The organism is Tetragenococcus halophilus, assembly GCF_001712815.1.
GTDB lineage: Bacteria > Bacillota > Bacilli > Lactobacillales > Enterococcaceae > Tetragenococcus > Tetragenococcus halophilus.
Map to the genome: position 1 here is coordinate 764,418 of NZ_CP012047.1, position 24,056 is coordinate 788,473.

Genomic DNA, 24,056 nt, shown 5'->3' on the forward strand with positions numbered 1-24,056 from the left:
AAGCTTGCATACAAATTCTTATACTTTCGTTTTAGTAAGTATCGCACAAAAAAGTGCGATATTTTTTTATGTGTGCCAGGCATGGCATTTATCTAGCTAGTGAAAGTCTAGTCACGGGTAGTTACCGCCAAGTGTAGCGAGCCACAAGCCGAAATCAGCGATGATGGGGTGAAGGAAGTGGTGGCGCAAATCTCTTGAACCTACGCACAGGAACTTGATGAGGCTAAATGGTGGATAAGGCTGCATATCAAGCCGAAGTCCAAAAGGTAAACGTAAAACCAAGACAGTAAATCAAGAGGTTGTGGAGAGAAAGATAAGTGTCTTACCCTGGGAGATCTTACGGACGTTTGCGAACGGTCGAAAAAGGTTTGTCGTAAGAAGTCAGCCGAGGCCATAGTAGCTATGATATTACATGTAGTGAAGGGCTGAATGTTTGTATAGTGTGAATCGCTAGAAGAAAATATCCAAGCAGTCCGGAAACGAGGATACCCTAGAACGGTAGAACGTAACTATCGATGGGAAAAGTAGTGAGGACGATCTTGGATCCATCTACACCTAGAGGAGGAACAGCGCATGAGATTCATTGAAAAGATCACGAGTCATCAAAATATGAGACAAGCCATCGAGCAGGTCAGAAAGAATAAAGGCGCTCCGGGTGTTGATAAAATGACAGTCAACGAACTTGACCATTACTTCTATCAACATGGACGAGACCTTGTTCAGGAGATTCGATCGATGACCTATCGACCTAAGGCAGTCAAGCGAGTCTATATCCCTAAAGCCGATGGAAAACAAAGACCTTTAGGGATTCCAAGCGTGGTAGACCGTGTGGTACAACAAGCAACCGCGCAACAACTGAGTCACATTTTCGATGTTCACTTCAGTGAAAGCAGTTATGGTTTTCGTCCCCATCGAAGTGCACATCAAGCGATTGGAAAAGCACTCGATTACTTGAATGAAGGTTATGAGTGGGTGATCGATATGGACATTGAGAAATATTTTGATACGGTTCATCATGATAAATTAATCTCGACCCTTAGAGAAAGGGTCAAAGATAGAGAAACTTTACATTTAATACGTGTTTTCTTAAAAGCAGGGATTATGGAGAATGGTTTAACGAGCCCAAACGAAAAAGGAGTCCCGCAGGGCGGCCCTCTAAGCCCCCTTTTAGCGAATATTTATCTGAATAAATTGGATAAAGAGTTAGAAGCAAGGGGGCTACGTTTTGTTCGTTATGCGGACGACGCGGATATCTTTGTCAAAAGTGAGCGGGCAGCCAATCGTGTAATGAAATCTATTACGAATTGGATTGAAAGAAAGCTTTCCTTACGAGTGAACGTCACAAAAACCAAGGTGGTACGACCGATACAGAGTCAATTTTTAGGGTTTACCTTTTGGAAGAACCAAAAGGGGTGGCAGTGTAAACCGAGCAAAGTCAGTAAAACAAAGCTCTATGACAAAACCAAAGCCATCCTTAAAAGAAAACAGGCGGTGTCGCGACCTTTAGCGGTGACATTCACGAAACTCAACCAAACGATAAGAGGCTGGATCAATTACTACCGTATCGGGCGTATGAAAACCTATCTAGCAAAGTTTGGACAATGGCTACGACATAAAGTCCGAGTGATCATCATAAAGCAATGGAAACTGCCACAACGAATCTATACGAATCTACAACAATTAAACCGATTATTCAAATGCCATTTTACCAAAGAGAATATTTATAAGGTGGCAAATTCGAGGTTAGGTTGGTATAGGAAATGTGGTATGGACGTCGTCAATTTTATCCTAAGTCCGAAAGTTTTAGCCATAAAGAAAAAGGATCGACCTGGATTGGTCAATCCTTTAAATTACTATCTTAATCAAGCGTGAAAACAATACAAATGGAGCGCCGTATACGAGAACCGTACGTACGGTGCGACGGGAGGGGCGGAAATTTATTTCCCCTCTACCCTATTTCTTTTCTGATGATATTCTTTTAATTAAGCTAATAAAAGTTGAACAAAAAAGTTTGCTTAATAATTTCTGGGAGGACATTTGATGGATAATAAAAAAATTGCTATTCAATATTTTGAAGCTGTAGAAGCTAGAAGTCATGAAAAAATTATGGAATTATTTCATGAAAACTGTGAAGTGTTTTTTGCTGCTTTTGGTATTGCAAAAGGATGGGATGCTTTTGAACAAGTAAACAAGCAATTGGTACAGTATTTTAAACAATTATTTTTTAGAAAAGAAGCGTTTATCTTTACAGTAGAAAAAAATCGAATCGTTGTAGAAGGCACCGAATATGGTCAACTGTCAGAAGGTCAAACAATTGAAAATAACCATTTCTGCAATGTATTTGAAATTAATGAAGAGAATGGTCTAATCCAGCGTATGTATGCTTATACAGACCCTAATTTAGGCTTAAATGTTAATTAGAGCGTTTTTCTTCGGATAAGTTGTGTATTATAGTATGATACTCTTAACTTATTAGTTGTGTAGGAATGAAATACACAAGAACGGAGATAACTATGAGCCTAAATGGATTAATGATGCAATATTTTGAATGGGATTTACCTAATGATGGCAAACATTGGCAGAGGTTACGTGACGATGCTAAGCATCTTAGCGAAAAGGGAATTACGGCAGTATGGATTCCTCCTTGTTTCAAAGGGACAGGGCAAGAGGATGTGGGTTATGGGGTCTATGATTTGTATGATCTCGGTGAATTTGATCAAAAAGGAACGGTACGCACGAAGTATGGAACAAAAGAAGAACTGCATGAGGCTATTGATGCTCTACATGAGTATGGTATTCAAGTATACGCAGATGTTGTATTAAATCATAAAGCAGCTGCAGATGAAACTGAAAACTTTCAAGCCTTTCGAGTGGATGAAAACAATCGTCAAAAAGCGATTAGTGACGAACACGAAATTGAAGGCTGGCCCCATTTCTATTTTCCAGGAAGAGAGAAAAAATACTCAGATTTTGAATGGCACTGGTGTCATTTTTCCGGCGTATCTAGAGACGAAAAAACAGATACTGAGGGGATTTTTCAAATTGTTGGTGAAGGAAAAGGTTGGGCCGACGATGATGAAGTGTCTAATGAATTTGGCAACTTTGATTATTTGATGTTTGCAGACATTGATTATGGACATGAAGAAGTTTTGGAAGAGACAAAACAATGGATTAAATGGTTTATCAATGAAACGGGAATTGATGGTATTCGTTTAGATGCGGTAAAACATATTAAACGTTCAGTTATTGATGGACTGGTTGACTATGTTCGAGAAGAATTCGGTCAAGATTTCTTTTTTGTCGCAGAATATTGGGAACAAGATACAGAAGTATTGGAAGAATATTTAGAAAAACAGGATTTTGATTTTTCCATGATGGATGTGCGCTTCCATTACGCTTTACATGAAGCTTCTATCGATCCGGATAATTATGATCTAACGCAGTTGTTTGACGGTACTTTACATCTTGACAATGCCAAGTATGCAGTTACCTTTGTGGATAATCATGACTCGCAACCTGGACAATCTTTAGAATCCTTTGTAGAGCCTTGGTTCAAACCTTTAGCTTATGGCATTATTTTGCTTAGTTCTTATGGTTATCCTTGTTTATATTATCCCGATTACTACGGTTATTATGCAGAAGATGTGGATTATGGTGGGAGTCAGGAACTTATCGATAAGTTGCTTTATATAAGGCGACAATTTGCTTATGGTGAAACAGAAGGTTATCTAGACGATCCAAGATGTATTGGTTTTACACGAAGTGGCGATGACGAACACCCAGTAGGATGTGCGGTAGTTATTTCTACAAATGATGAAAATGAAAAAGAAATGAATGTCGGAAGCCTGCACGCCGGTGAAACTTATGTTGATGTTATCGGATATCGAGAAGAAGAAGTAACTATTGAAGAAGATGGCTCTGCTGTCTTTGCGGTGGGTGCTGGCTCGATTTCGGTATGGGTACCGAAGGAAAAAATTGAGAAATAAATGATAAATCTTTAAAAGTAATTAATGAAAAAACAACTTGCATTTTTTATCATAGGGTGGTAGGATAATTAAGGTGTTAAATGAAAAGCTAATATATTTATTTTTGGGCTGTTAGCTCAGTTGGCAGAGCAACTGACTCTTAATCAGTGGGTCGAGGGTTCGAGCCCCCCACAGCCCATTGGGTGCCAAACCCACGAGGAGAAGAATGTTGGTGCGAAAAGCACTTCGAAAACATTTCTTGCTCCTCTTTTTTTGTTTAAAATAATTTAGCTAAAATTAGAAAAATAACCCTATTGCCAATAATTTTCCATTTCCTAGTTTTATTTTTTAAGTGAACGTGGGGTATTTCTGGGAATTTATTCTCAATTGCTGCTGAGCGAACATGGATTAAGTATTGTAATGTTCATTCAACAATCGAACGAACACTGTTTAAGCGTTAGGGTGTTCATTCAACAATCGAATGAACACTGTTTAAGCGTTAGAGTATTCATTCAATAATCGAACGAACATTGTTTAAGCGTTAGAATGTTCATTCAACAATCGAACGAACATTGTTTAAGCGTTAGAGTGTTCATTCAACAATCGAATGAACACTATCTCCCAACGTTTTTGTTCATTATATTTGTGTAGTCATAGAATTAAATTGAAAAATTGTACATCTGATTCATATTGATCTACTGGAGAAGATTGGTTTAATATATAGAAGTCACTAACTTCTAGAAAGTGTCTAAAATAACCTTTCATTCGTCTTTTACAGTTCTTTTACACATATAATCAAACCGATTCTCTATATTGTTTAAAAAGAATAGGATTTCAACTGAGTATGACTCATTTTTTACGACCTTATTCTTAACGTTGGGGATCATATGGGCAACGCGTCATAAAAATATATTATTAAATATTTTTACTGCAAAGAATGTTCATTTTAGACTTTCTAACAAAAGAAAGAATCTGTAAGTATCCTAAATTTCTACAAACCTAAGCGTGAGCGCAAATCTTTCTAATAATATTGATGTTAGATTCGTTTTATATCTACATTTTCATCTTAACTATTAAAAAAGCTCTCCAATTTTATTAGACTTGGAGAGCTTTTTTATTTGCTAATTTTATTTTTACAAATGTATTACGAGAAAAAATAGTGCATACCTATAATTAATGTTACTAGAATGTTAATGAATACAGTTATTGAAAATTTTTCTACATTCATTGATCGAAAACTTCGATTATTCATCGAATAGTAAGTAATTGGAGTTCCTATAATAATTGCGCCTAATACACAAACAAGTGCCCCCATATTAATTGCCTAGTAAATATAAAATTAAATAGAAGTATAGCAGTGTGGTGTAGGACTAGAGTAAGCAGTAGTTCTTTAAAAGAAAGTTGATTCTTTTTTTGCTTCATCTTTCTTCACCTCATTTTTATCTCATTGAATTTTATAACAGTCTACCACTTACTAATAGTTTTTTACGTCAATTAGCTAAGTTAATTATGATTGCAACGACGAAGAGCTTTCATGCAAAAGAACAGTTAACAATGAGGTTCTATAACAACATATCTACTGCTATCTTAACGATACCGGTCGTTTCATACACTCGAGCTTCTTCCTTCTTTTGAGTTTTTCCATTAGCTCTTGGGTTGACTTTCTTCAACAAAATATACTTTATACCAGGTAAGGAAAGAATAAATTGTCCAAATTTTACGTCGAGCATCGATTTCTTGTTGGTAATTACGATCCAACAGATCTAAGATTTTTCCTTGGTCAAAAAAATCAGCAGCAAAATCAGATGAAAAAACGTCACGAACTTGATGATAAAATTGCTCTTCATGTAGCCAATCTTTGATTGGTACTGGAAAACCTAATTTTTTACGATTGGCCCATTCCTCAGGTAAATGACGATGAGCGGCTTTACGGAAGGCGTATTTTGTCTCTTTACTATTTAACAAATATTTGGATGGGATTTTTTCAGCAACTTCCATTAAACGGGTATCCAATAAAGGAGTTCGTGCTTCAAGGGAATGTGCCATGGTCATTTTATCTGCCTTTAATAAAATATCTTTGGGCATCCATTGATGCATATCTAAGTATTGCATTTTTTTCAAATCCGGCAGGTCGGGGACTTTTTGATATTGTTTGTGTACGATATCGTGTACCGATTCGCTTTGCTGGTAAGTTGGTTGCAAGTAATCTGCAGCTTCATCTTCATCAAACACAAAGGCTTGGCCAATAAAAAAATCTTCCGCCGGTGCGATGGATTGGTACAAATGAAGTCTTCCATGAAAGTTATGCGCATTTTTTAAACGGCTTGCTAAGCGATAACGTGACTTTTTAGGTAATTTCTTTAACCCTTGAGCAAAGACACGGACCATCTTGGAGTTAGAGGAGAAGCCATATTCTGTGTAACCAGCAAAAAGTTCATCAGCTCCTTCCCCTGAAAGAACCACTTTGACATGTTCTCGAGCTAACTTCGCTAAAAAGTAAAGAGGAACACAAGAAGCATTGGAAGAAGGCTCATCCAGATGGTATTGGATCTCAGGAAAGGCATTAAAGGCTTCTTCAGATTCAATCACACGTGAGTAGTTACGTAAGTTTAAAATGTCTGTTAGTTTTTTAGCTTCGGAAGATTCGTTGTAGGTGTGTTCACCAAAGCCAATGGAAAACGTATATTGAGGTTTGGCTAGCGTCGTCACTAAGCTAGAATCTACCCCACTCGATAAAAACGTTCCGACTTCAACATCACTAATCAGATGAGCGTTTGTTGTTTCTTGAACGGCCTGGTCAATCAAATCCACCGCTTCTTTTTCTGTCATATTTTCTTCCGTATATTCCATATCCCAATATTGGGTGAATGTTACTTCGCCATTTTTTACGAAAAAATAGTGTCCTTCTGGAACACGATAGACATCTTTAAAAAATGTTTCGTCTGTTGCAGGGTACTGAAACGTCATGTATGGTTTTAAGGCGCCTGGATTCACTTGTTTTTCGAATGCTGGATGATCCAAGAAGCTTTTAATTTCTGAACCAAACATAAAGGTATTATTTTTATGATAATAATATAATGGCTTAATTCCGAAGTGATCGCGAGCGCCAAACAGTTCTTGCTTTTCTCTATCCCAAATCGCAAAAGTAAACATTCCACGTAGTTTTTGAACGATTTCTGTTCCATATTCTTCATAGCCATGTAAGATAACTTCTGTATCCGCGCTTGTCTTGAAAACATGCCCTTTATCTTGGAGATCTTGTTGCAACTCTTGATAGTTATAAATTTCTCCATTAAAAATAATCGCTTTTGTGTCGTTTTCGTTGAAAATGGGCTGGTTACCACATTTTAAATCAATAATACTTAAGCGTCGGAACCCTAGTCCCACGCCTTCATCAATAAATTGGCCTGTGTTATCGGGGCCTCTATGTACGATTCGTGCCATCATTTGTTCTAACTGATCTGCTTTTTCATCTTTTGAATAAGTTGTATTCACAAATCCAACAATCCCACACATTGCTCTTGTCACCTTTTCACTATAGTTTAGTTAAAATTTCATTTACGTCAACAGTAACAATGTACCACATGAATGGATGATCGTAAAACATTAGTAGTTAAATAATAAAAAAATTATTTTTTATTATTTATATGACTATATTGACACAGCTAGAAGTAAAATTCTTTTCGTGAAAGTTAACCCTGAATGATTTATAAATTTTTCCAAGAATGATTCAATCCTTGGTATGCTCATTTTTCTAAAAGTTTAGTTGCTTCACCTTTTGGGTGTACAAAAAGAACGCACTTCGTGTTATTGTAAAGTCGACAAAACATAACAATAAGGAGTGCGTTCTTATGTCTTTCACTTTACAACAAAAACCATTAATGTTCAATTCTCAAAAGAAAATTTCTATCGCCAATGATGGGGGCGCCTTAACCAATGATGCCGGAATGGTATTGGTTGCCGAATTTTTAAAGAAGATTCATTTTGATCAGTTATTAAATGAACGGATTTATATCAACGATGGCCGCAAATTTTCACATCATTCCTGGCTAGAAATCTTGAAACAATGGCTTTATCAATTGATTGCGGGATATTCACGCGATCGAGACGCCAATAAAGTGCAATACGATCGCCTCTTTCAAGAAGCGCTTCAACAAGAAAACCTTAGTTCGCAATCCATGCTTTCGACCTTTCTGCATACATTAACGACAGAAAATGTGTCGCAACTTTCACAAGTAGCCAAAGACTTAGCGGATCTATGGTTAGACCATGACAATACACAACACTTAGTGCTCGATTTTGATTCGACGGCTTGTCCCACCTACGGGGAACAAGAAGAAGCCGAGTTTATCTATCACTATGGCATCAATGGCTATCATCCGTTTGTCACTTTTGAAGGATTGACCGGGCTTGCTTTAGATGTTCGCCATCGTCACGGAAAATCCTATACGTCTACCCATGCCGAAGATTATCTCGAGGAGATGTTAGATCGATATCAGCAGCGATCCAGTGATCCTCTGATCATGGTTCGTGGAGATAGCGGATTTGCCAAGCCCGAAATTTTTTCCCATTGCGAAGACCGTCAAGTCCGTTATGTGATCAAACTCAAAAGCAACGCCCGTTTGCTCGACCACATTCAACATCAAGTCCTTTATCAAGATGACACCGATTATACGAAAACCGAACAGCAATATTTTCTAATGGACTATCGGGCTAACAAATGGCGACAATCACGTCGAGTCGCCATGAAAGCCACTCGTCTTGCCGGGTCCTTACTTTTTAGCGATTTTCAGTTTATCGTTACAAACTTTGAGAATCTCGATCCCAAGACGATTTTTCAACTCTATCAAAAACGAGGGAACATGGAAAACTTCATTAATGAAAGGCGGCTTCTTTGCCGAAAAAACAGATAGCGCTTCGTTTACCGCCAATCAAGCGCGTTTAGCCTTAAGTTTTATGGCTTACAACATTATTCACTTGATGAAGCATCTAACCTTTCCTTCGACAGAAAAAGCGACAGTGATCGATACCATCCGTTTTAAACTGTTTCATATAGCAGGCAGAATGACGGCGCATGCACGACAAATTCAAATCCATCTTTCGAATACGAATGTTTATGACACTTTATTCTGGGACGTTCTTGCCAGAATCCAGCGACTGAATCTATAAAAATGAGAAAAAAAGAAGAAAAAATAGCGTCTTGATTTTCGCCTTAAAGACATTCTAGGAAGAAGTATGTTCACTTTTAGATATAGAAAGTTGTCCAGCACCGTCATTTGCCAAAAAAGGCAAAGAAATGATTCAATAACATCAAAAAGACGCTTTCATTCGGCACGAAAGTTATCCACAAGCTTTTTAGAAATCATCCAGGTTAACTATTCTGTGTTAAACTTAAAAAGAAAAATTGGAGGTATTTATGTATGCATACTGGAGTGGAAGTGGATATTGTCGTAAATGACGCATTAAAGGCTTTTGCAACTTATCAAGAAATTTTTGCGACAGAATTGATCGAAAAAACAGATTTTCCTAAGGGACAAAATGAAGTGGTGTTTACGATTTATGATACACGTATTCATTTGCTAGATGAAAATCTTGACGCTGGAATGCAAGCGCCTAAAGAAACTGTGGTACCGATTTGGTTAAATGTAATGGTTCCTGATATCAAAGAAACTTTTCAACGCGCAATGGATCATGGCTGGCAAGAATTAATGCCGTTAACAAATATGTCTGACTTTGGTGTAACCAATGCTGTCGTGGCCGATACGTTTGGTTACCAATGGATGTTGCATCAAATTCATAAAGAAGTTTCTTTTGAAGAACGTCAAGCGATGTTTGAACAGGGAATGGATGAATAATGTTTTGTTGAGATGACTTTCACAATTAGAAATTTTTAAAGAGTTGAAGAGATTTTTTTATGTAAAAAAGATAAGGCAAAGCCCTCATTTAACAGTAAAAGACTTTTAAAAAATTGTGAATAAAACACAACAATTAGTGTTCCTCTGATTCACAAACACAAGATATGGTATTTTTCTATTGACTTTTGTTTATTACTCATTATATGATAGACACAGTTAATCAAACGAAATACCAAGGAGGAACGACTATGAATATTACACTGTTCTCTAAAAATAATTGCATGCAATGCAAAATGACAAAACGCTTTTTAGCTGAAAATAATATTAATTTTGAAGAGGTTAATATCGATAATGAACCTAACGCATTGGATTGGTTAAAAGAGCAAGGTTTCCAAAGTGTTCCAGTAATTACTTCAGATGCGACTACGGTGGTTGGGTTCCGTCCTGACCAGTTGCGTCAACTAGCAAGTTAATTCTTTCTTTGAACAAATTCAAAAAAGACTGGGATTTGTCCGTCACTTCTGACTCACAAGTCCTTGTTTTTTATTTTTTTCCCATTATTTTATAGATAAGGTTGTGTATGCATGAGTTTAAAAACATTAAAAGATGTCAGTTACTTTAAACTTAATAATGAAATTAATCGCCCGGTGAATGGTCAAATTCCGCTAAATAAGGATCAGGAAGCTTTAGAAGCTTTCTTTAGAGAAAACGTAGAACCAAATACAATGAAGTTTGATTCTGCTATAGATAAGATGAATTATTTGGTCGAAAATGAGTTTTTAGACGAAACGTTTATTCAAAAATATACGCCAGAATTTTTGGAAGAGTTTTATGCGTTTTTAGATAATCAAAATTTCCGCTTCCATTCTTTTATGGCAGCTTATAAGTTTTATTCCCAATATGCTTTAAAAACGAATGATGGTAGCCAATATTTGGAAAGGTTTGAAGACCGCGTAGCGATTAATGCTTTGTATTTCGCTGATGGAGACGAACAGTTGGCGCTTGATCTAGCAGATGAAATGATTCATCGACGTTATCAACCGGCAACCCCTTCATTTTTAAATGCCGGAAGAAAACGCGGTGGAGAATTGGTTTCTTGCTTTTTAGTACAGTTAACCGATGATATGAACGCTATTGGTCGTGGTATTAACTCGGCGCTACAACTTTCTCGCATTGGCGGCGGTGTAGGCATTACATTGTCTAATTTGCGCGAAGCTGGTGCACCTATTAAAGGTTATGAAGGCGCCGCTAGTGGTGTTGTACCCGTTATGAAATTGTTTGAAGATAGCTTTAGTTATTCAAATCAATTAGGTCAACGCCAAGGTGCGGGTGTGGTTTACTTAAATGTTTTCCATCCAGACATCATTAGCTTTTTATCCGCTAAGAAGGAAAACGCTGATGAAAAAGTTCGTGTGAAGACATTATCTCTAGGTGCAATTGTACCGGATAAATTTTATGAGCTTACAAGAAAAAATGAAGACATGTATTTATTTAGCCCTTACAGTGTTGAAAAAGAATACGGCGTCCCATTTTCTTATGTAGACATCACAGAAGAATATGATCGTTTGGTGCACAATCCAAATATTCGCAAAACCAAAATCCGTGCGCGTGAATTAGAAGATGAAGTTTCAAAACTACAACAAGAATCAGGTTATCCTTATATCATTAACATTGACACGGCTAATCGGGCCAACCCAATTGATGGTAAGATCATCATGAGTAATTTATGTTCTGAAATTTTACAAGTACAAAAACCTTCAGTCATTAATGGCAAGCAAGATTACGAAGTACTTGGTACAGATATCAGCTGTAATTTAGGCTCAACCAATATTGGCAACTTAATGGACAGTCCTGATTTTGGAAAATCTGTGCAAACCATGACGCGTGCTTTAACTTTTGTGACAGATTCTTCAGATATTGACGTTGTCCCAACCATTCAAAATGGGAACCATTTAAATCATACCATCGGTTTAGGCGCGATGGGCTTACACAGTTATTTTGCGAAAAATCATATGGAATATGGTTCTCCTGAATCTATCGAATTTACGGATCTTTATTTCATGTTGTTAAACTACTGGACATTAGTTGAAAGTAACAACATCGCAAAAGAACGGGGAACAACTTTCCATAACTTCGAAAATTCGGATTACGCTGATGGCAGCTATTTTGCTTCCTATATTGCAGATGCACCTCAACCAAAATCTGATAAAGTACAATCTTTATTTGAAGGAGTCTTTATTCCAAGTGCAGAGGATTGGCAAGCGCTTAGCGACGAAGTGCAAAAATATGGTTTGTATCACCAAAACCGTTTAGCAGTTGCGCCAACGGGTTCAATTTCTTATATTAATGACACAAGCGCTAGTATTCATCCAATTACTCGTTTAATTGAAGAACGGCAAGAAAAGAAAATTGGGAAAATTTATTACCCAGCTGCTCATTTAGATAATGATACAATTGGTTACTACACTTCAGCTTATGATACCGATATGCGTAAAGTGATTGATATTTATGCTGCAGCACAAAAACACGTAGACCAAGGCATGAGTTTAACACTGTTTTTACGTTCGGAAATTCCTGAAGGGCTTTACGAATGGAAGACAGATACGAATAAACAAACGACACGTGATTTGAATATTTTAAGAAACTATGCTTTTCATAAAGGCATTAAATCCATTTATTATGTACGTACGTTTACTGAAGATGAAGAAGAAATCGGCAGCAATCAATGTGAAAGCTGTGTCATCTAAAGTTTAGAAACAAGGAGGCGCAAAAATGGCAAACACTTATTATGAAGCCATTAATTGGAACGAAATCGAAGATTTTATTGATAAATCAACATGGGAAAAGTTAACTGAGCAATTTTGGCTAGATACGCGGATTCCTTTGTCAAACGACTTAGATGACTGGCGTAGCTTAAGTGAACAAGAAAAACAACTTGTGGGATATGTATTTGGTGGTTTAACTCTATTAGATACCATACAATCTGAAAATGGGATGGAGCGTCTTCGCGAAGACGCTCGCACACCGCATGAAGAAGCAGTTTTAAATAATATTCAATTTATGGAGTCTGTTCATGCGAAAAGTTATTCTTCAATTTTTACCACTTTGAATACGAAAGCGGAAATTGATGATATTTTTGAGTGGACTAATACTAATGAATATTTGCAGAAAAAAGCCGAACGTATCAATGAAATCTATAAAAATGGTTCACCTTTACAAAAAAAGGTAGCCAGTGTCTTTTTGGAAACTTTCCTATTTTATTCAGGTTTTTATACACCGCTGTATTATTTAGGAAATAACAAGTTGGCAAATGTGGCAGAAATTATCAAGTTGATTATCCGCGATGAATCAGTTCATGGTACCTATATTGGTTACAAATTCCAATTAGGATTCAACGAACTTTCTGAAAAAGAACAAGAAGAAATGAAAAATTGGATGTATGATCTTCTTTTTGAATTATATGAAAATGAAGAACATTATACGGAACAACTTTATGACGATATTGGCTGGACCGAAGAAGTAAAGACCTTCTTACGTTATAATGCCAACAAGGCTTTGATGAATATGGGGCAAGATCCGTTGTTCCCTGATGGCGCGAATGATGTCAATCCGATTGTTATGAATGGGATTTCCACAGGAACCAGCAACCATGATTTCTTCTCACAAGTCGGTAATGGTTATTTGCTTGGAACTGTTGAAGCGATGAGTGATGATGATTATATGATAGGATTAGATGATTAGTTAATAAAATTTTGCGCTAGGTATTTTATGTTTAACTTAACGATAAACATAAAATACCTAGTTTTTTTGTTTCATTTGAAAAATATTAATAAATAACTGCTATTGGAGGCAACTCTGCAAACTTGCTACCAATTTAACTTATTGGAGGTAGATTAAAAAAGTTGCCACCAATAATTATATAAAAGTGGAGGAATGTAGGGATAAATATGGATCATTTTATCTTGATACAAATTAATATAGAAATTTCCCCTCTTTATGATTTATACTTGAATAAATTATAGAAAAATTTACTTAGGAGAAAATATGTTAAGCAATAAAATTGCGACACAGCAAGACGAAGGACAAATTATTGCCTTATGGGACAAAAGCGTGACAGCTACGCATGATTTTTTAAGTCAAGAAGATAAAGTTCGAATTCGGAAAGAAATTCCAAGTTATTTTCCTTTTTTAGATATTCGACTTTGGTATGATATGGATAATTTGCTAGGTTTTAGCGGTCAAAATGAAAAATATTTAGAGATGCTTTTTATCGATCCCCAATTTACAGCTAAAGGTTATAGAACAGCTATTTTGCAAGAACTAATCACAAAATATGGTATTACTGGTGTTGATGTAAATGAACAAAATACTGTGGCTAAGAAATTTTATTTGAAAAATGGCTTTCTGATTATGGGTCGTTCCAGTGTAGACGGTCAAAACCGTCCATACCCTTTACTGCACCTAACTAATAGCTGAACTGGGCTAGTCCCTCTACATGATGCGTCTTTTCTATTAGAAAGAACTGCGACTTGGTTTGCAGAAAAATGGAAGGCCTCTATTACAAGTTATAAAAAAACATACAAGACTGTATTAATAACTCTAACACCGTGCCCCAGTGGTATGTAGGCATGAATGCTAAAGACGAGATTATTTTAGGAGCAGGAGTAATTGGAAATAACTATCATAAACGTAAAGATTTAACGCCTAATGTATATGCGTTGTACGTGGAAGAAAACTATTGGAAACAACGATTAGCTTCGATTATTTTAAATTTTATTCGTCAAGATTTTGAGCGAAGCGAGCGGTAGACAGTTTTTGTTTATAAATATTGCTTATGATTATATACGTTAGCTAGGCTCTATGTCTGAAAAGAGGTTCAGCAATTGTGTCTTCGACTTTCCATTTCCTCTGTTTTTTATAGTCCTTGCTTTTCAAATTTAGTTTATATTTAGAAACACTAAACTATAGTTTTTCTATAAGTGGGTAATCTATTTTCTAAGCGGTAAACATCAAAGATAGAGAGTAAAATCCAAAACGACTCCCTATGTTTGAAAAGATAGGGAACGTTTCTCAGATTTACTCCCTGAGAAATAAAAGACAGGGAATAGATTGAAAAAAGACTACCTGTTATTAGTGTAAATTAGCATAAAATTATATAATTATGGCAAAAAAGAAGAAACATAGGGGTTGAATAGCTGATTTACTCCCTATGTTCAACATGTTAGGTAGTAAAATTGCAATTTAACCCCTGAAAAGCCAAAGATAGGGAACGTTTCGTTAATTGACTCCCTGTAAATTGATAGAAACTATATCTGAAGTTTACTTTCAGAAAACGAGCTTTCTTTTTAGTTAAAAAGCTCCGCTACTTCATTTACAGGTTTTTTCAAAACCTTCCAACATTTAATGCTGTCTTTGATACTGCAGGAATTTTAGATCGTACGGACATTCTTAAGTAAGGGGGAGAACTGATCACGGTAAGTGATGACGATGTTAGTAATGAAGTAAAACAACATATATCGTTTGCTAAACAAAACCATGTGTCTATTAATCAAAGAGACTTACAAGACACAATTCAGTTTACTCTAGATAAAAAATTATAAACAAGGGGAACGGCAGTCTATTCCGTCAATGAAATTTAAACCGCTTTAAAAGATGTTAACCAAAGCGGTAATAATGGAAAAATCGTGATTGTCTTTTGAGAAAAACAACCCCAGCTTTTGTAAGAATTCAATGACAAAAGTTGGGGACTTTCCTATTTAAAAATATATCGTAGCTAAACGATCAATCAACACGATTAATAGGTTCGCCTTTGGCAAAGGCTTGAATATTATTTTGAATTAATGAGACTAAACGTTTTCTGGTTTCTAGACCGCGCCAGCCCATGTGAGGCGTTATGATGACATTATCCATATCATATAGTGGGCTATCATCAGGCAGTGGTTCTTTTTCTTGGACGTCTAAACCAGCACCAGCAATGTCTCCATTTTGGATGGCTTGAATCAGTGCTTTTTCATCAACTAAACCACCACGTGCTGTGTTAATTAAATAAGCAGTTGGTTTCATTATAGCCAAGGTATCTTTATTTACTGTATGTTTAGTTTCATCATTTAAAGGACAATTTAGTGAAATAAAGTCACTTTCTTTAAACACTTCTTCTTTTGTAGTAAAGTGAATGCCATCTTGATCGTCACGAGGTGTGCGAGTCGACACTAAAATCTTCATTCCTAATGCTTGAGCGATTTTAATGATTTCTTGCCCAACATTTCCGTAACCAATCACACCTAAAGTTTTTCCATTCACTTCCATATGATCGACCATGAGATGTTTTTGGAAATTATCATGGTTGCCTTCTTCTAACATGCGAATTTGTTTTTGCATGGCGCTAGCTAAGTTTAAAATAAACATGATGCCTGTATGAGCAACTCTTTGTGTGCTATAAGCTGGAATATTGCATAAAGCAATTCCTTTTTCATGAATTGCATCCATATCGATATTATTAAAGCCAGTACCAACTTCACAAATCATCTTTACGCTATCGGGAAATTGACGAATAATGTTTCCAGGTACAGGCATCTCTTTTGTGACGACGATATTGAACCCATCGACACGTTCCAAGATTTTGTCTTCAGGCGTTTTATCATAAACAACAACTTCAGAAGCAATGTTTGAGTAATCAACATTCCCATCGTAATTTACGACGCTGCCATTTAATACCACTGTTTTATCATTCATTATTGTATCCTCCATTTCGATTGAATCTATTATTACGATTTCATTTTAATATTTATCGTTGTTAATTACAATTAAAGCCCTTTTTTGATTATTAACTTAATAGATAAAACTGAAAACGTTTTTTAAAGGTGATAGGAGATGTTATACTATTATTAATAATTATCAAAGGAGGAATGATAAAGTGCTTAATATTTCTGAAAAAGATATAAAAAAATATTATTCGATGGAAGAGTGTATGGAGGCAGTTCAAGATGCTTTTCGTTTATTTTCTCAGGGAAAAGTAGAGGTTCCTTTAAGAACACAAATTAAAAATGAAGAGGGGACAGGAACCTATTTATGTATGCCGGCTTACTGCCAGGAGTATGACGCTTCTTGTGTTAAAGTGTTAAATATGTTTCCGGGAAATGTAGAAAAGGGATTGCCTACCATTAATGCTCAGATTTTAGTTATGGATACTGAAACTGGGGTAATTAATGGCTTAGTGGATGGAACGTATGTGACGCGGCTAAGAACAGGAGCTGCTAGTGGTGTAGCATTTAGATTATTGGCCAAAAAATATTGTAAAATCGGTGCTTTAATCGGTACGGGTGGGCAAGCAGCCACGCAACTTGAAGCGATGTTAACAGCAAAAGAGTTAAAAGAAGTTCGTGTTTATGACCTTGATTTTGAACGGGCGAAAAATTTTGCGGAAAGCATGCGTAAATCTTTAGCAAAATTTCCAACTGAAATTGTTGCCGTGGCAGATGCTGATGAGGCGATTGATAATGCTGATTTAATCACAACGGTAACTTCTTCTACGCAAGCTGTTTTTGATGGAAATAAAGTAAAAGCTGGCGCAACGATTTCAGGCGTAGGCTCTTATCAACCACATATGCAAGAAATCCCAGTTGAATTATTAAAAAGAGCTTCAAAAATATATTTTGACTCACAAGAAGCGGTCTTAGCTGAAGCTGGAGATTTACTTGTGCCATTAGATAAAGGAGAAATAACTAAAGATAAATTTACAGGTGATATCGGTCAACTTGCAAGCAATGAATTGCTAGGCAGAGAAAATGATGAAGAAATTATCCTATTTGAAACAGTGGGCATTGCTGCCCAAGATTTGACGACTGCTAAGTCGATTTTTACGAAGGTACAAGAAAATGATTAGAATGAAAAATTCCTGCCTATTTATTTTAGGCAGGAATTAATACTGGAATAATGACTGTGGCTCTTTCAGCTTGTAAACGAGTAGCGATAGCTTGTCCGATACCTGAACGTTCGCCTGTAATTCATGCGGCTTCTCCTGTAAAACCTTTTAACTGACTTTTTTTGTTTAGAAAGATACACTGATATTAAGTAAGTCTTGAAAAGAAAGGGTGCTTTATATGAAGGCAATTCAAGTAACAAATTATGGTGGGCCTGAGGCTGCAAGAGTTCAGTCAGTAGACACACCGATAAAAAACAAAGGAGACGTATTAGTAAGCGTGGTTGCTTCTAGTGTGAATCCTGTCGACATTAAACATATGACACCAGGAACAGTACAAGAAATTGATCAATTTCCTATGGTACTCGGCTGGGATATCGCTGGTATCGTTATAGAAGCTGATAAAGATAGTGCATTTCAAATAGGAGATCGGGTGCTAGCTTTACATCCACAAGGAAGCTGGCAACAAGTCGTGCCTGTTAAAGAAGACCAACTGCTAAAATTACCAGAGGATATTGATTTTATCCATGGCGCAAGCATTCCTTTAGGCGCTGTGACTGCTTTACAAGCTTTAAGAAAACTGAAAATAAAGCAAGGGGAAACTTTACTTGTAACAGGAGCATTGGGTTCAGTTGGTGGTTATGCCATCGAATTAGCAAAACAAGCGAAAATTTCTGTCGCAGGGCTTGTCCGAAATAAAGAACAAAAAAAGATTTGCGAAGATTTATTTGATGTGACAATGTATGTAAGTGATGAATCGGTTCCGGCTTTTAATACAGTATTTGATACAGCAGGAATTTTAGATCGTACGGAGATTCTTCAGTCCCAAGGACGTTTGATTACCGTAAGTGATGACAAAGTAAGTCACAATGTAGAAGAACAGGCTTTGTGGGCAGAACATAATTTTGTTCGTACTAGCCAAGAGGATTTACAAACCATCATTACTTTGTTTTCTAAAGGAAAATTACACAGTCGAATCGAAGCGGTCTATTCGATGAATGAGATACAAGAAGCGTTGAAACATGCTAGTCAAAGCGGTAATAACGGTAAAACCATTATCGTTTTTTAATTACCTATAAAGGAGCGTATCATGACACTTCCCATTTATGAACCATTAAATACTTTAAAAAAAGTAGCAGAAAATATTTGGATTGTAGACGGTGGACAAATTAAAATGAATGTGGGTCGTTTTAAGGTCCCATTTTCAACTAGAATGACTATTGTTCGATTATCTGATCAAAGTTTATGGTGTCATTCTCCGATTCAAGCTAATGAAGAGCTATTTCAAGAAATTGATCGTTTAGGCCCAGTAAGACATTTGATTTCACCGAATAAAATTCATTACGCCTATATTGAAGAATGGAAGAAGCGTTATCCCGATGCTATTGCTTGGTCAAGTCCAGGCGTTGAAAAGCGTGCTGCTAAGCAAGATATAGAGGTACATTTTGATGATTCGTTAAAAAATACTGCGCCTTCTTATTGGAAGGATGAAATTGAGCAGCTTATCTTTAAGGGAAGTCGTGCTATGGAAGAAGTTGTTTTCTTCCATAAAAGTAGTTACACATTGATTTTAACGGACTTAATTGAAAACTTTGAATCAAAGCGAACCTCAAATAGTTTTTGGCGTATAGTACATAAGTTAGGAGGAATTGCAGATCCTGATGGGAAAACGCCAATCGATTTACGTCTAACTTTTCTAGGACGAAAGAAAATCGCAAAAGCAGCTTATGAGCAAATGTTAAATTGGCAACCAGAAAAAATTATTTTGGCTCATGGACGTTGGTATGATAAAAATGGTAGTGATGAATTAAAACGTGCGTTTCGTTGGTTGCACAAATAATTAGAGGAGTGAGTTTATGCAAATGAATGCATGGTCTGTTCAAAAACCCGGAGGAAGTGAACAGTTAACATTAGTTAAAAGACAAGTTCCAACTGCAGAAAATGGCGAACTTTTGGTTGAGGTTTCATATGCGGGGATTAATCGTTTAGATATTTTAACAAGAGAAAATCCGGCAATGAAAAAGCCTTATCCTATTTTAGGCGTTGAAGTCAGTGGTGTGGTAAAAGCAAACCATTCTGATAATCCTTCATTAGAACCGGGTACCAAAGTAGCAGGTTTAGTAAAAAAAGACGCCTATGCAGAATATGCTATTATTCCAGCGGGTAGAGCAATTATCTTACCCAAAGAGATGTCTCTAAAAGACGGAGCAGCTATACCTGAAGTGTTTTTGACCGCTTATCAAACCATGTATTGGTTAGGAAAATTGCAGGAAGAAGAGACTATTTTGATCCACGCCGGAGCAAGTGGTGTAGGGATAGCGGCCATTCAGATGGCTAGAAAAATCAGTGATGCTCGTATTATTGTGACAGCAGGCTCACAAGAGAAACTGGATTTTTGCCGTGAATTAGGTGCAGATGTCACGATCAATTATAAAAAAGAAAATTTTGATGAGATTGTTCAAAAAGAAACAACCGGACATGGCGCAGATGTTATCCTAGATTTTATTGGCGCGACTTACTGGCATAAAAATGTTAATAGTGCTGCAGTCGATGCTCGCTGGATTTTCATTGGAACACTTGGGGGAGTGGAAGTGGATCATGTTGATTTAAGTGCTTTTCTTGGCAAACGTATTTCATTTATTGGTACCGGACTATCCCCACGTTCAGATGATTACAAAGCGGTATTAGCTGCTGATTTTCAAAAAACAGTGATCCCTTATTTTCAAGCCGGAAAAATAAAACCGATTATCCATCAAACTTACGCTTTTGCAGATGTAGCAAAAGCTCATCAAGCGATGGAAAATAGCGAAAATATTGGGAAATTGTTAATTAAAGTAAAAGAGGCGTAAAATAATTACTTCTGTAAAGAATGTTCAGTATTGTGTTAGTTAGGTGTTGGTTTATTCTAATTTGGAATTAAACAATGAGCAAGATTTCTTTTACTCGTTCTTGTAATTTTGAGTAAAGAAAACGCTATTCATTACTTATTCTACTATTTTAGCCGGTAAAAATAGTAGCAAGAAGTGCTAACCGCTCTTGGTTAAAAGTCTTCTCCTTTTATGTTAGACTGAAGCGTCTATCTTTTTTAAAGGAGTTGGTGAAATGAATTTGCGCATGAAAAACTTATTGATGATGGTAATAGGAGCCTTTATGTACGGTATTGCTGTGAATTGGTTCCTACTTCCGCATGAAATTGGGGACGGTGGCGTGGTGGGTTTAGCTGCCATCGGCTATTATGCGTTAGGAATTCCTCCTGATATATCAAATATAGTGCTTAATGCTCTGTTGCTTTTATTAGGTTATCGCTTATTGGATAAAAAAATTATTTTTAATTCTCTTTGGGCGGTTATATGGATTTCCGTTTTTTTACGTTTGCCTAATTTTTTAGATTATACTACGGATCAGACGATTATCCCTGCAACAGTAGCGGGATTGCTCATGGGATTTGGTCTATTTTTGATTTTTAATGCTGGAGGTACGATCGCTGGCAGTACGGTTTTAGGCGAAATTGGCAATCGTTATTTAGGGATGAAGCGAGGAAATGCCATGTTGATTTTTGATTTAGCAGTGGCTATTCCTTCAGGCTTTATCATCGGCTTTGAAAATATGTTATTAACCGTCGTTGAATTATATACTTGTGCCATGTTTTTAAATAAATTACGCTCTTTCTTTGGTGCTAAAAAATCAGTCACTATTATTACAAACAAAACAGAGGAAGTTACCGGAGCACTATCAAACACTTTAAAACAAGGGATTACGCTTATTAATTCAACAGGTTATTACCATAAACAATCTCGAGAAATGATCTATTTGATTTGTTCTGATAAACAAGTAGCTAATATTTTCCCGTTGATATCAAATATTGATAAAAACGCCTTTGTGGTAGTGGACGATGTGCATAGTGTTAAAGGCGAAGAGCTGCCGCGAATTCTATAATGATGCATGTGGCTAAATAAATATATTAATATGCTAGCATTTTCTATAAATATGTAAGAGATGCTAGCTTATTTTTTAAAAGGTAACTAGCTAAAGTGAAATAGCATAGTATTAAGAGGTAATTTTATTAGTTTAAGAATCTTATATTATTAACTTTCCTATAAGTAGCACATTTTCTAAAAACATTTTCTTACGCTTTCAATCTATTTATTGTTAACTTGAACTTTAACAATATGAATATTAGCGTTGTTTTTTTAAAACAACTCCCCTATACTAATGTTTAGAAATCAACATATGTTAAAGGAGGGTAGTTTTAACCAATGGGTATTTTGAATGCTCGTATGCAGCAAATTTTACAGTTATTACTATCAACCGATGAACTACAAACTAGTGGCGAAATTGCAACAAACCTTCAGTTGAGTTCAAAAACGGTTCAAAAAGAGATGAAAGAATTAAATAAGCTACTAAGTGACAAAACGGCAATAATTGACTCCTATAGAGGAAAAGGTTATTTACTTCGTATTTTTGATGAAGAGCAGTTTAAACATTTTCTAAGAAAAGATACAGATAAAAATGATCAAGTGATACCGACTGAGCCTGAAGCTCGTATGCAATTTTTAATGGAAAAATTGTTATTACAGACTTCATATTTGAAAATAGACGACCTTGCAGACGAATTATTTGTCAGTCGTTCGACTTTACAAAGTGATATCAACGATATTCGAAAAATTGTAAAAAAGTATCATTTATCTTTAGAACAAAAACCTAATTACGGGATTAAAATTACTGGAAACGAGATGGATATTCGCTTTTGTATTTCTGAATATGTTTTTAATCATAAGTCTGATTTAAGTGACCAAATCACAGAATTGATTGAGATATTACCCCAAAATGAGATTGAATGGATTCGTGATAGTATACTAACAAATTTAAGAAAATATAGTATTGTGATTACCGATATTAGTTTGAATAATTTAATAACTCATATCGCCATCGCTTGTAAGCGAATTCGCGAAAGGGAAATGGTTGAGATTTTTCAAGAAGAGCTCGGAGAGATTACTAAGAAAAAAGAATATACAGTAGCAAAAGCAATCGTAGAAGATATAGAACAAAAGTTAGACGTCTCTTTTCCTAAAAATGAGGTTGTTTACTTGGCCATTCATTTACAAGGAACAAAGAAAATGCATTCTAATTCAGAGATGAATGAAATAGAAAACTATTTGGAAAATGATATTCAACAGTTGACTAAAGAAATTTTGCGCAGAATGGATAATGTATATTCACTAAATCTTTTTCAAGACAATGAACTAATGTTGAGTTTGAGCCTTCATCTTGAGCCGGCGATTAACCGCTATAAGCATCAGATGAATTTAAGAAATCCCTTATTAGAAGAAATAAAAAATAAATATCTTTTTTCTTATGAAGCAGCTTTAACCATTGCGGCGGAAGTTATAAAAGAAAGTTTAGGAATCACCATTGATGAAAATGAAATTGGCTATATTGCACTTCATTTTGAAGCTGCCTTAGAAAGACAAAAACAAAATCAAAAAAGTAAGAAACGATGTTTGATTGTTTGTGCCTCTGGTTTAGGAACTGCGCAATTGCTTTTACTGAAATTACAAGATCGTTTTTACGATGAGTTGAATATCTTAGGTACAACTGAATATTATAATTTAAAAAACCAAGATTTTGATTCTTTAGACTTAGTCATTAGTACGATTCCTATTTTTGATAAATTGCCTGTTCCAGTTATTCAGGTAAGTACGCTTTTAGGAAGGCAAGATGTCAATAAAATAGAAAAATTAGTGAGCCTTGATATTACAATTATCGAAAAGTATATGCTAAAAGAATTTACTTATTTACAAAAGGATTTCTCTTCTAAAGAAGAAGTGATTCAGTTTTTAGGTAAAGAATTGCAAAAGGCAGGTTTAGTGAATAATGATTTTGTCGATTCGGTACTAGAACGGGAAAGATATTCTACCACAAGTTTTGGTAATTTAGTTGCTATACCTCATCCTATGGACCCGCAAGTAGAGGAAACTTTCTGGTCGGTTGTTACTTTAAAACATCCGATTCAGTGGGGTGATAAATTAGTTCAATTTGTCTGTTTGCTTAATATCAGTGAGCAAAATCAGATGGAAGAGTCCAAACCTATGTATGATGTTTTAATGAAACTATTAGACAACCGTCCGCTAATCCAAAAAGTACTGCAATGTGATACTTATGAAGCTTTAAAAAATACGCTCAAGAAAGTTTAAAAAGGCGCGATATGGCGTCTTTTTTTATGTCCAGCGTTTTTCTGTTGCCAACGGAAAAATATTCTCTACAAATGAAAGCGGTTATAAACTATTATAAAAATGTAATCAACAAAAGAAAGGGGTA

The 24,056-nt window shown here is 35.9% G+C and carries 17 protein-coding genes, 1 tRNA gene and 1 pseudogene; 17 read left to right on the forward strand and 2 right to left on the reverse strand.

Annotated features, from left to right (window positions below):
- Positions 1-573: 573 nt before the first annotated feature.
- From ltrA to AC806_RS03645, 4 genes are all read left to right on the forward strand, one after another.
- The gene (ltrA, locus tag AC806_RS03630; protein ID WP_014124458.1) at positions 574-1,872 is read left to right on the forward strand and encodes a group II intron reverse transcriptase/maturase; all 1,299 of its coding nucleotides are present in this window, start codon (positions 574-576) and stop codon (positions 1,870-1,872) included.
- 168 nt (positions 1,873-2,040) lie between these two features.
- Positions 2,041-2,421: a nuclear transport factor 2 family protein gene (locus tag AC806_RS03635; RefSeq protein ID WP_069028786.1), complete on the forward strand. Its 381-nt coding sequence runs from the start codon at positions 2,041-2,043 to the stop codon at positions 2,419-2,421.
- Between the two features lie 92 nt (positions 2,422-2,513).
- Entirely contained in the window at positions 2,514-3,986 is a 1,473-nt protein-coding gene (locus AC806_RS03640; protein ID WP_041591794.1) for an alpha-amylase, read from the forward strand.
- A gap of 105 nt (positions 3,987-4,091) precedes the next feature.
- Positions 4,092-4,164, forward strand: a tRNA-Lys gene (locus AC806_RS03645).
- A 1,445-nt stretch (positions 4,165-5,609) separates the two neighbouring features.
- On the opposite strand, the gene asnB is transcribed toward AC806_RS03645, so the two are convergent.
- On the reverse strand, positions 5,610-7,481 hold the full coding sequence (gene asnB / locus AC806_RS03650) for an asparagine synthase (glutamine-hydrolyzing) (protein WP_014124462.1): 1,872 nt from the start codon (positions 7,479-7,481) through the stop codon (positions 5,610-5,612).
- Positions 7,482-7,816: 335 nt separating this feature from the next.
- Between asnB and AC806_RS03655 the strand changes: the two are divergent.
- The 7 genes and pseudogenes from AC806_RS03655 to AC806_RS03685 all read left to right on the forward strand — a co-directional run bounded on the left by AC806_RS03655 (position 7,817) and on the right by AC806_RS03685 (position 14,628).
- Positions 7,817-9,134 (forward strand): annotated as a pseudogene (locus AC806_RS03655) (IS1380 family transposase).
- Positions 9,135-9,385: 251 nt separating this feature from the next.
- Positions 9,386-9,820, forward strand: coding sequence for a VOC family protein (locus AC806_RS03660; protein WP_014124463.1), 435 nt, complete (start codon positions 9,386-9,388; stop codon positions 9,818-9,820).
- Between the two features lie 248 nt (positions 9,821-10,068).
- The gene (gene nrdH, locus AC806_RS03665) at positions 10,069-10,293 is read left to right on the forward strand and encodes a glutaredoxin-like protein NrdH (protein WP_014124464.1); all 225 of its coding nucleotides are present in this window, start codon (positions 10,069-10,071) and stop codon (positions 10,291-10,293) included.
- 111 nt (positions 10,294-10,404) lie between these two features.
- Positions 10,405-12,567 carry a class 1b ribonucleoside-diphosphate reductase subunit alpha gene (gene nrdE / locus AC806_RS03670; RefSeq protein WP_069028787.1) on the forward strand — a complete coding sequence of 721 codons (2,163 nt, stop codon included), beginning with the start codon at positions 10,405-10,407 and terminating at the stop codon, positions 12,565-12,567.
- Positions 12,568-12,592: 25 nt separating this feature from the next.
- Positions 12,593-13,561 (forward strand): class 1b ribonucleoside-diphosphate reductase subunit beta, encoded by a 969-nt coding sequence (gene nrdF, locus AC806_RS03675; RefSeq protein WP_014124466.1) that lies wholly within the window; start codon positions 12,593-12,595, stop codon positions 13,559-13,561.
- A 303-nt stretch (positions 13,562-13,864) separates the two neighbouring features.
- Entirely contained in the window at positions 13,865-14,296 is a 432-nt protein-coding gene (locus AC806_RS03680) for a GNAT family N-acetyltransferase (RefSeq protein ID WP_069028788.1), read from the forward strand.
- A 152-nt stretch (positions 14,297-14,448) separates the two neighbouring features.
- Complete coding sequence (locus AC806_RS03685) at positions 14,449-14,628, forward strand: hypothetical protein (protein WP_050989756.1); 180 nt, start codon at positions 14,449-14,451, stop codon at positions 14,626-14,628.
- A 973-nt stretch (positions 14,629-15,601) separates the two neighbouring features.
- Here the strand turns inward: AC806_RS03685 and AC806_RS03690 are convergent.
- Positions 15,602-16,552, reverse strand: a complete 951-nt coding sequence (locus tag AC806_RS03690) for a 2-hydroxyacid dehydrogenase (RefSeq protein ID WP_069028789.1) — start codon at positions 16,550-16,552, stop codon at positions 15,602-15,604.
- Between the two features lie 181 nt (positions 16,553-16,733).
- On the opposite strand from AC806_RS03690, the gene AC806_RS03695 reads away from it, so the two are divergent.
- The 6 genes from AC806_RS03695 to AC806_RS03720 all read left to right on the forward strand — a co-directional run bounded on the left by AC806_RS03695 (position 16,734) and on the right by AC806_RS03720 (position 23,932).
- Positions 16,734-17,702, forward strand: coding sequence for an ornithine cyclodeaminase family protein (locus tag AC806_RS03695; protein WP_069028790.1), 969 nt, complete (start codon positions 16,734-16,736; stop codon positions 17,700-17,702).
- A 217-nt stretch (positions 17,703-17,919) separates the two neighbouring features.
- Positions 17,920-18,807, forward strand: a complete 888-nt coding sequence (locus AC806_RS03700) for a quinone oxidoreductase family protein (RefSeq protein WP_069028791.1) — start codon at positions 17,920-17,922, stop codon at positions 18,805-18,807.
- 21 nt (positions 18,808-18,828) lie between these two features.
- Positions 18,829-19,578: a DUF4336 domain-containing protein gene (locus AC806_RS03705; RefSeq protein WP_069028792.1), complete on the forward strand. Its 750-nt coding sequence runs from the start codon at positions 18,829-18,831 to the stop codon at positions 19,576-19,578.
- A 22-nt stretch (positions 19,579-19,600) separates the two neighbouring features.
- The gene (locus tag AC806_RS03710) at positions 19,601-20,587 is read left to right on the forward strand and encodes an NAD(P)H-quinone oxidoreductase (RefSeq protein ID WP_069029378.1); all 987 of its coding nucleotides are present in this window, start codon (positions 19,601-19,603) and stop codon (positions 20,585-20,587) included.
- A 253-nt stretch (positions 20,588-20,840) separates the two neighbouring features.
- The gene (locus AC806_RS03715) at positions 20,841-21,674 is read left to right on the forward strand and encodes a YitT family protein (protein WP_069028793.1); all 834 of its coding nucleotides are present in this window, start codon (positions 20,841-20,843) and stop codon (positions 21,672-21,674) included.
- 320 nt (positions 21,675-21,994) lie between these two features.
- The gene (locus tag AC806_RS03720) at positions 21,995-23,932 is read left to right on the forward strand and encodes a BglG family transcription antiterminator (protein WP_083207556.1); all 1,938 of its coding nucleotides are present in this window, start codon (positions 21,995-21,997) and stop codon (positions 23,930-23,932) included.
- Positions 23,933-24,056: the final 124 nt, after the last annotated feature.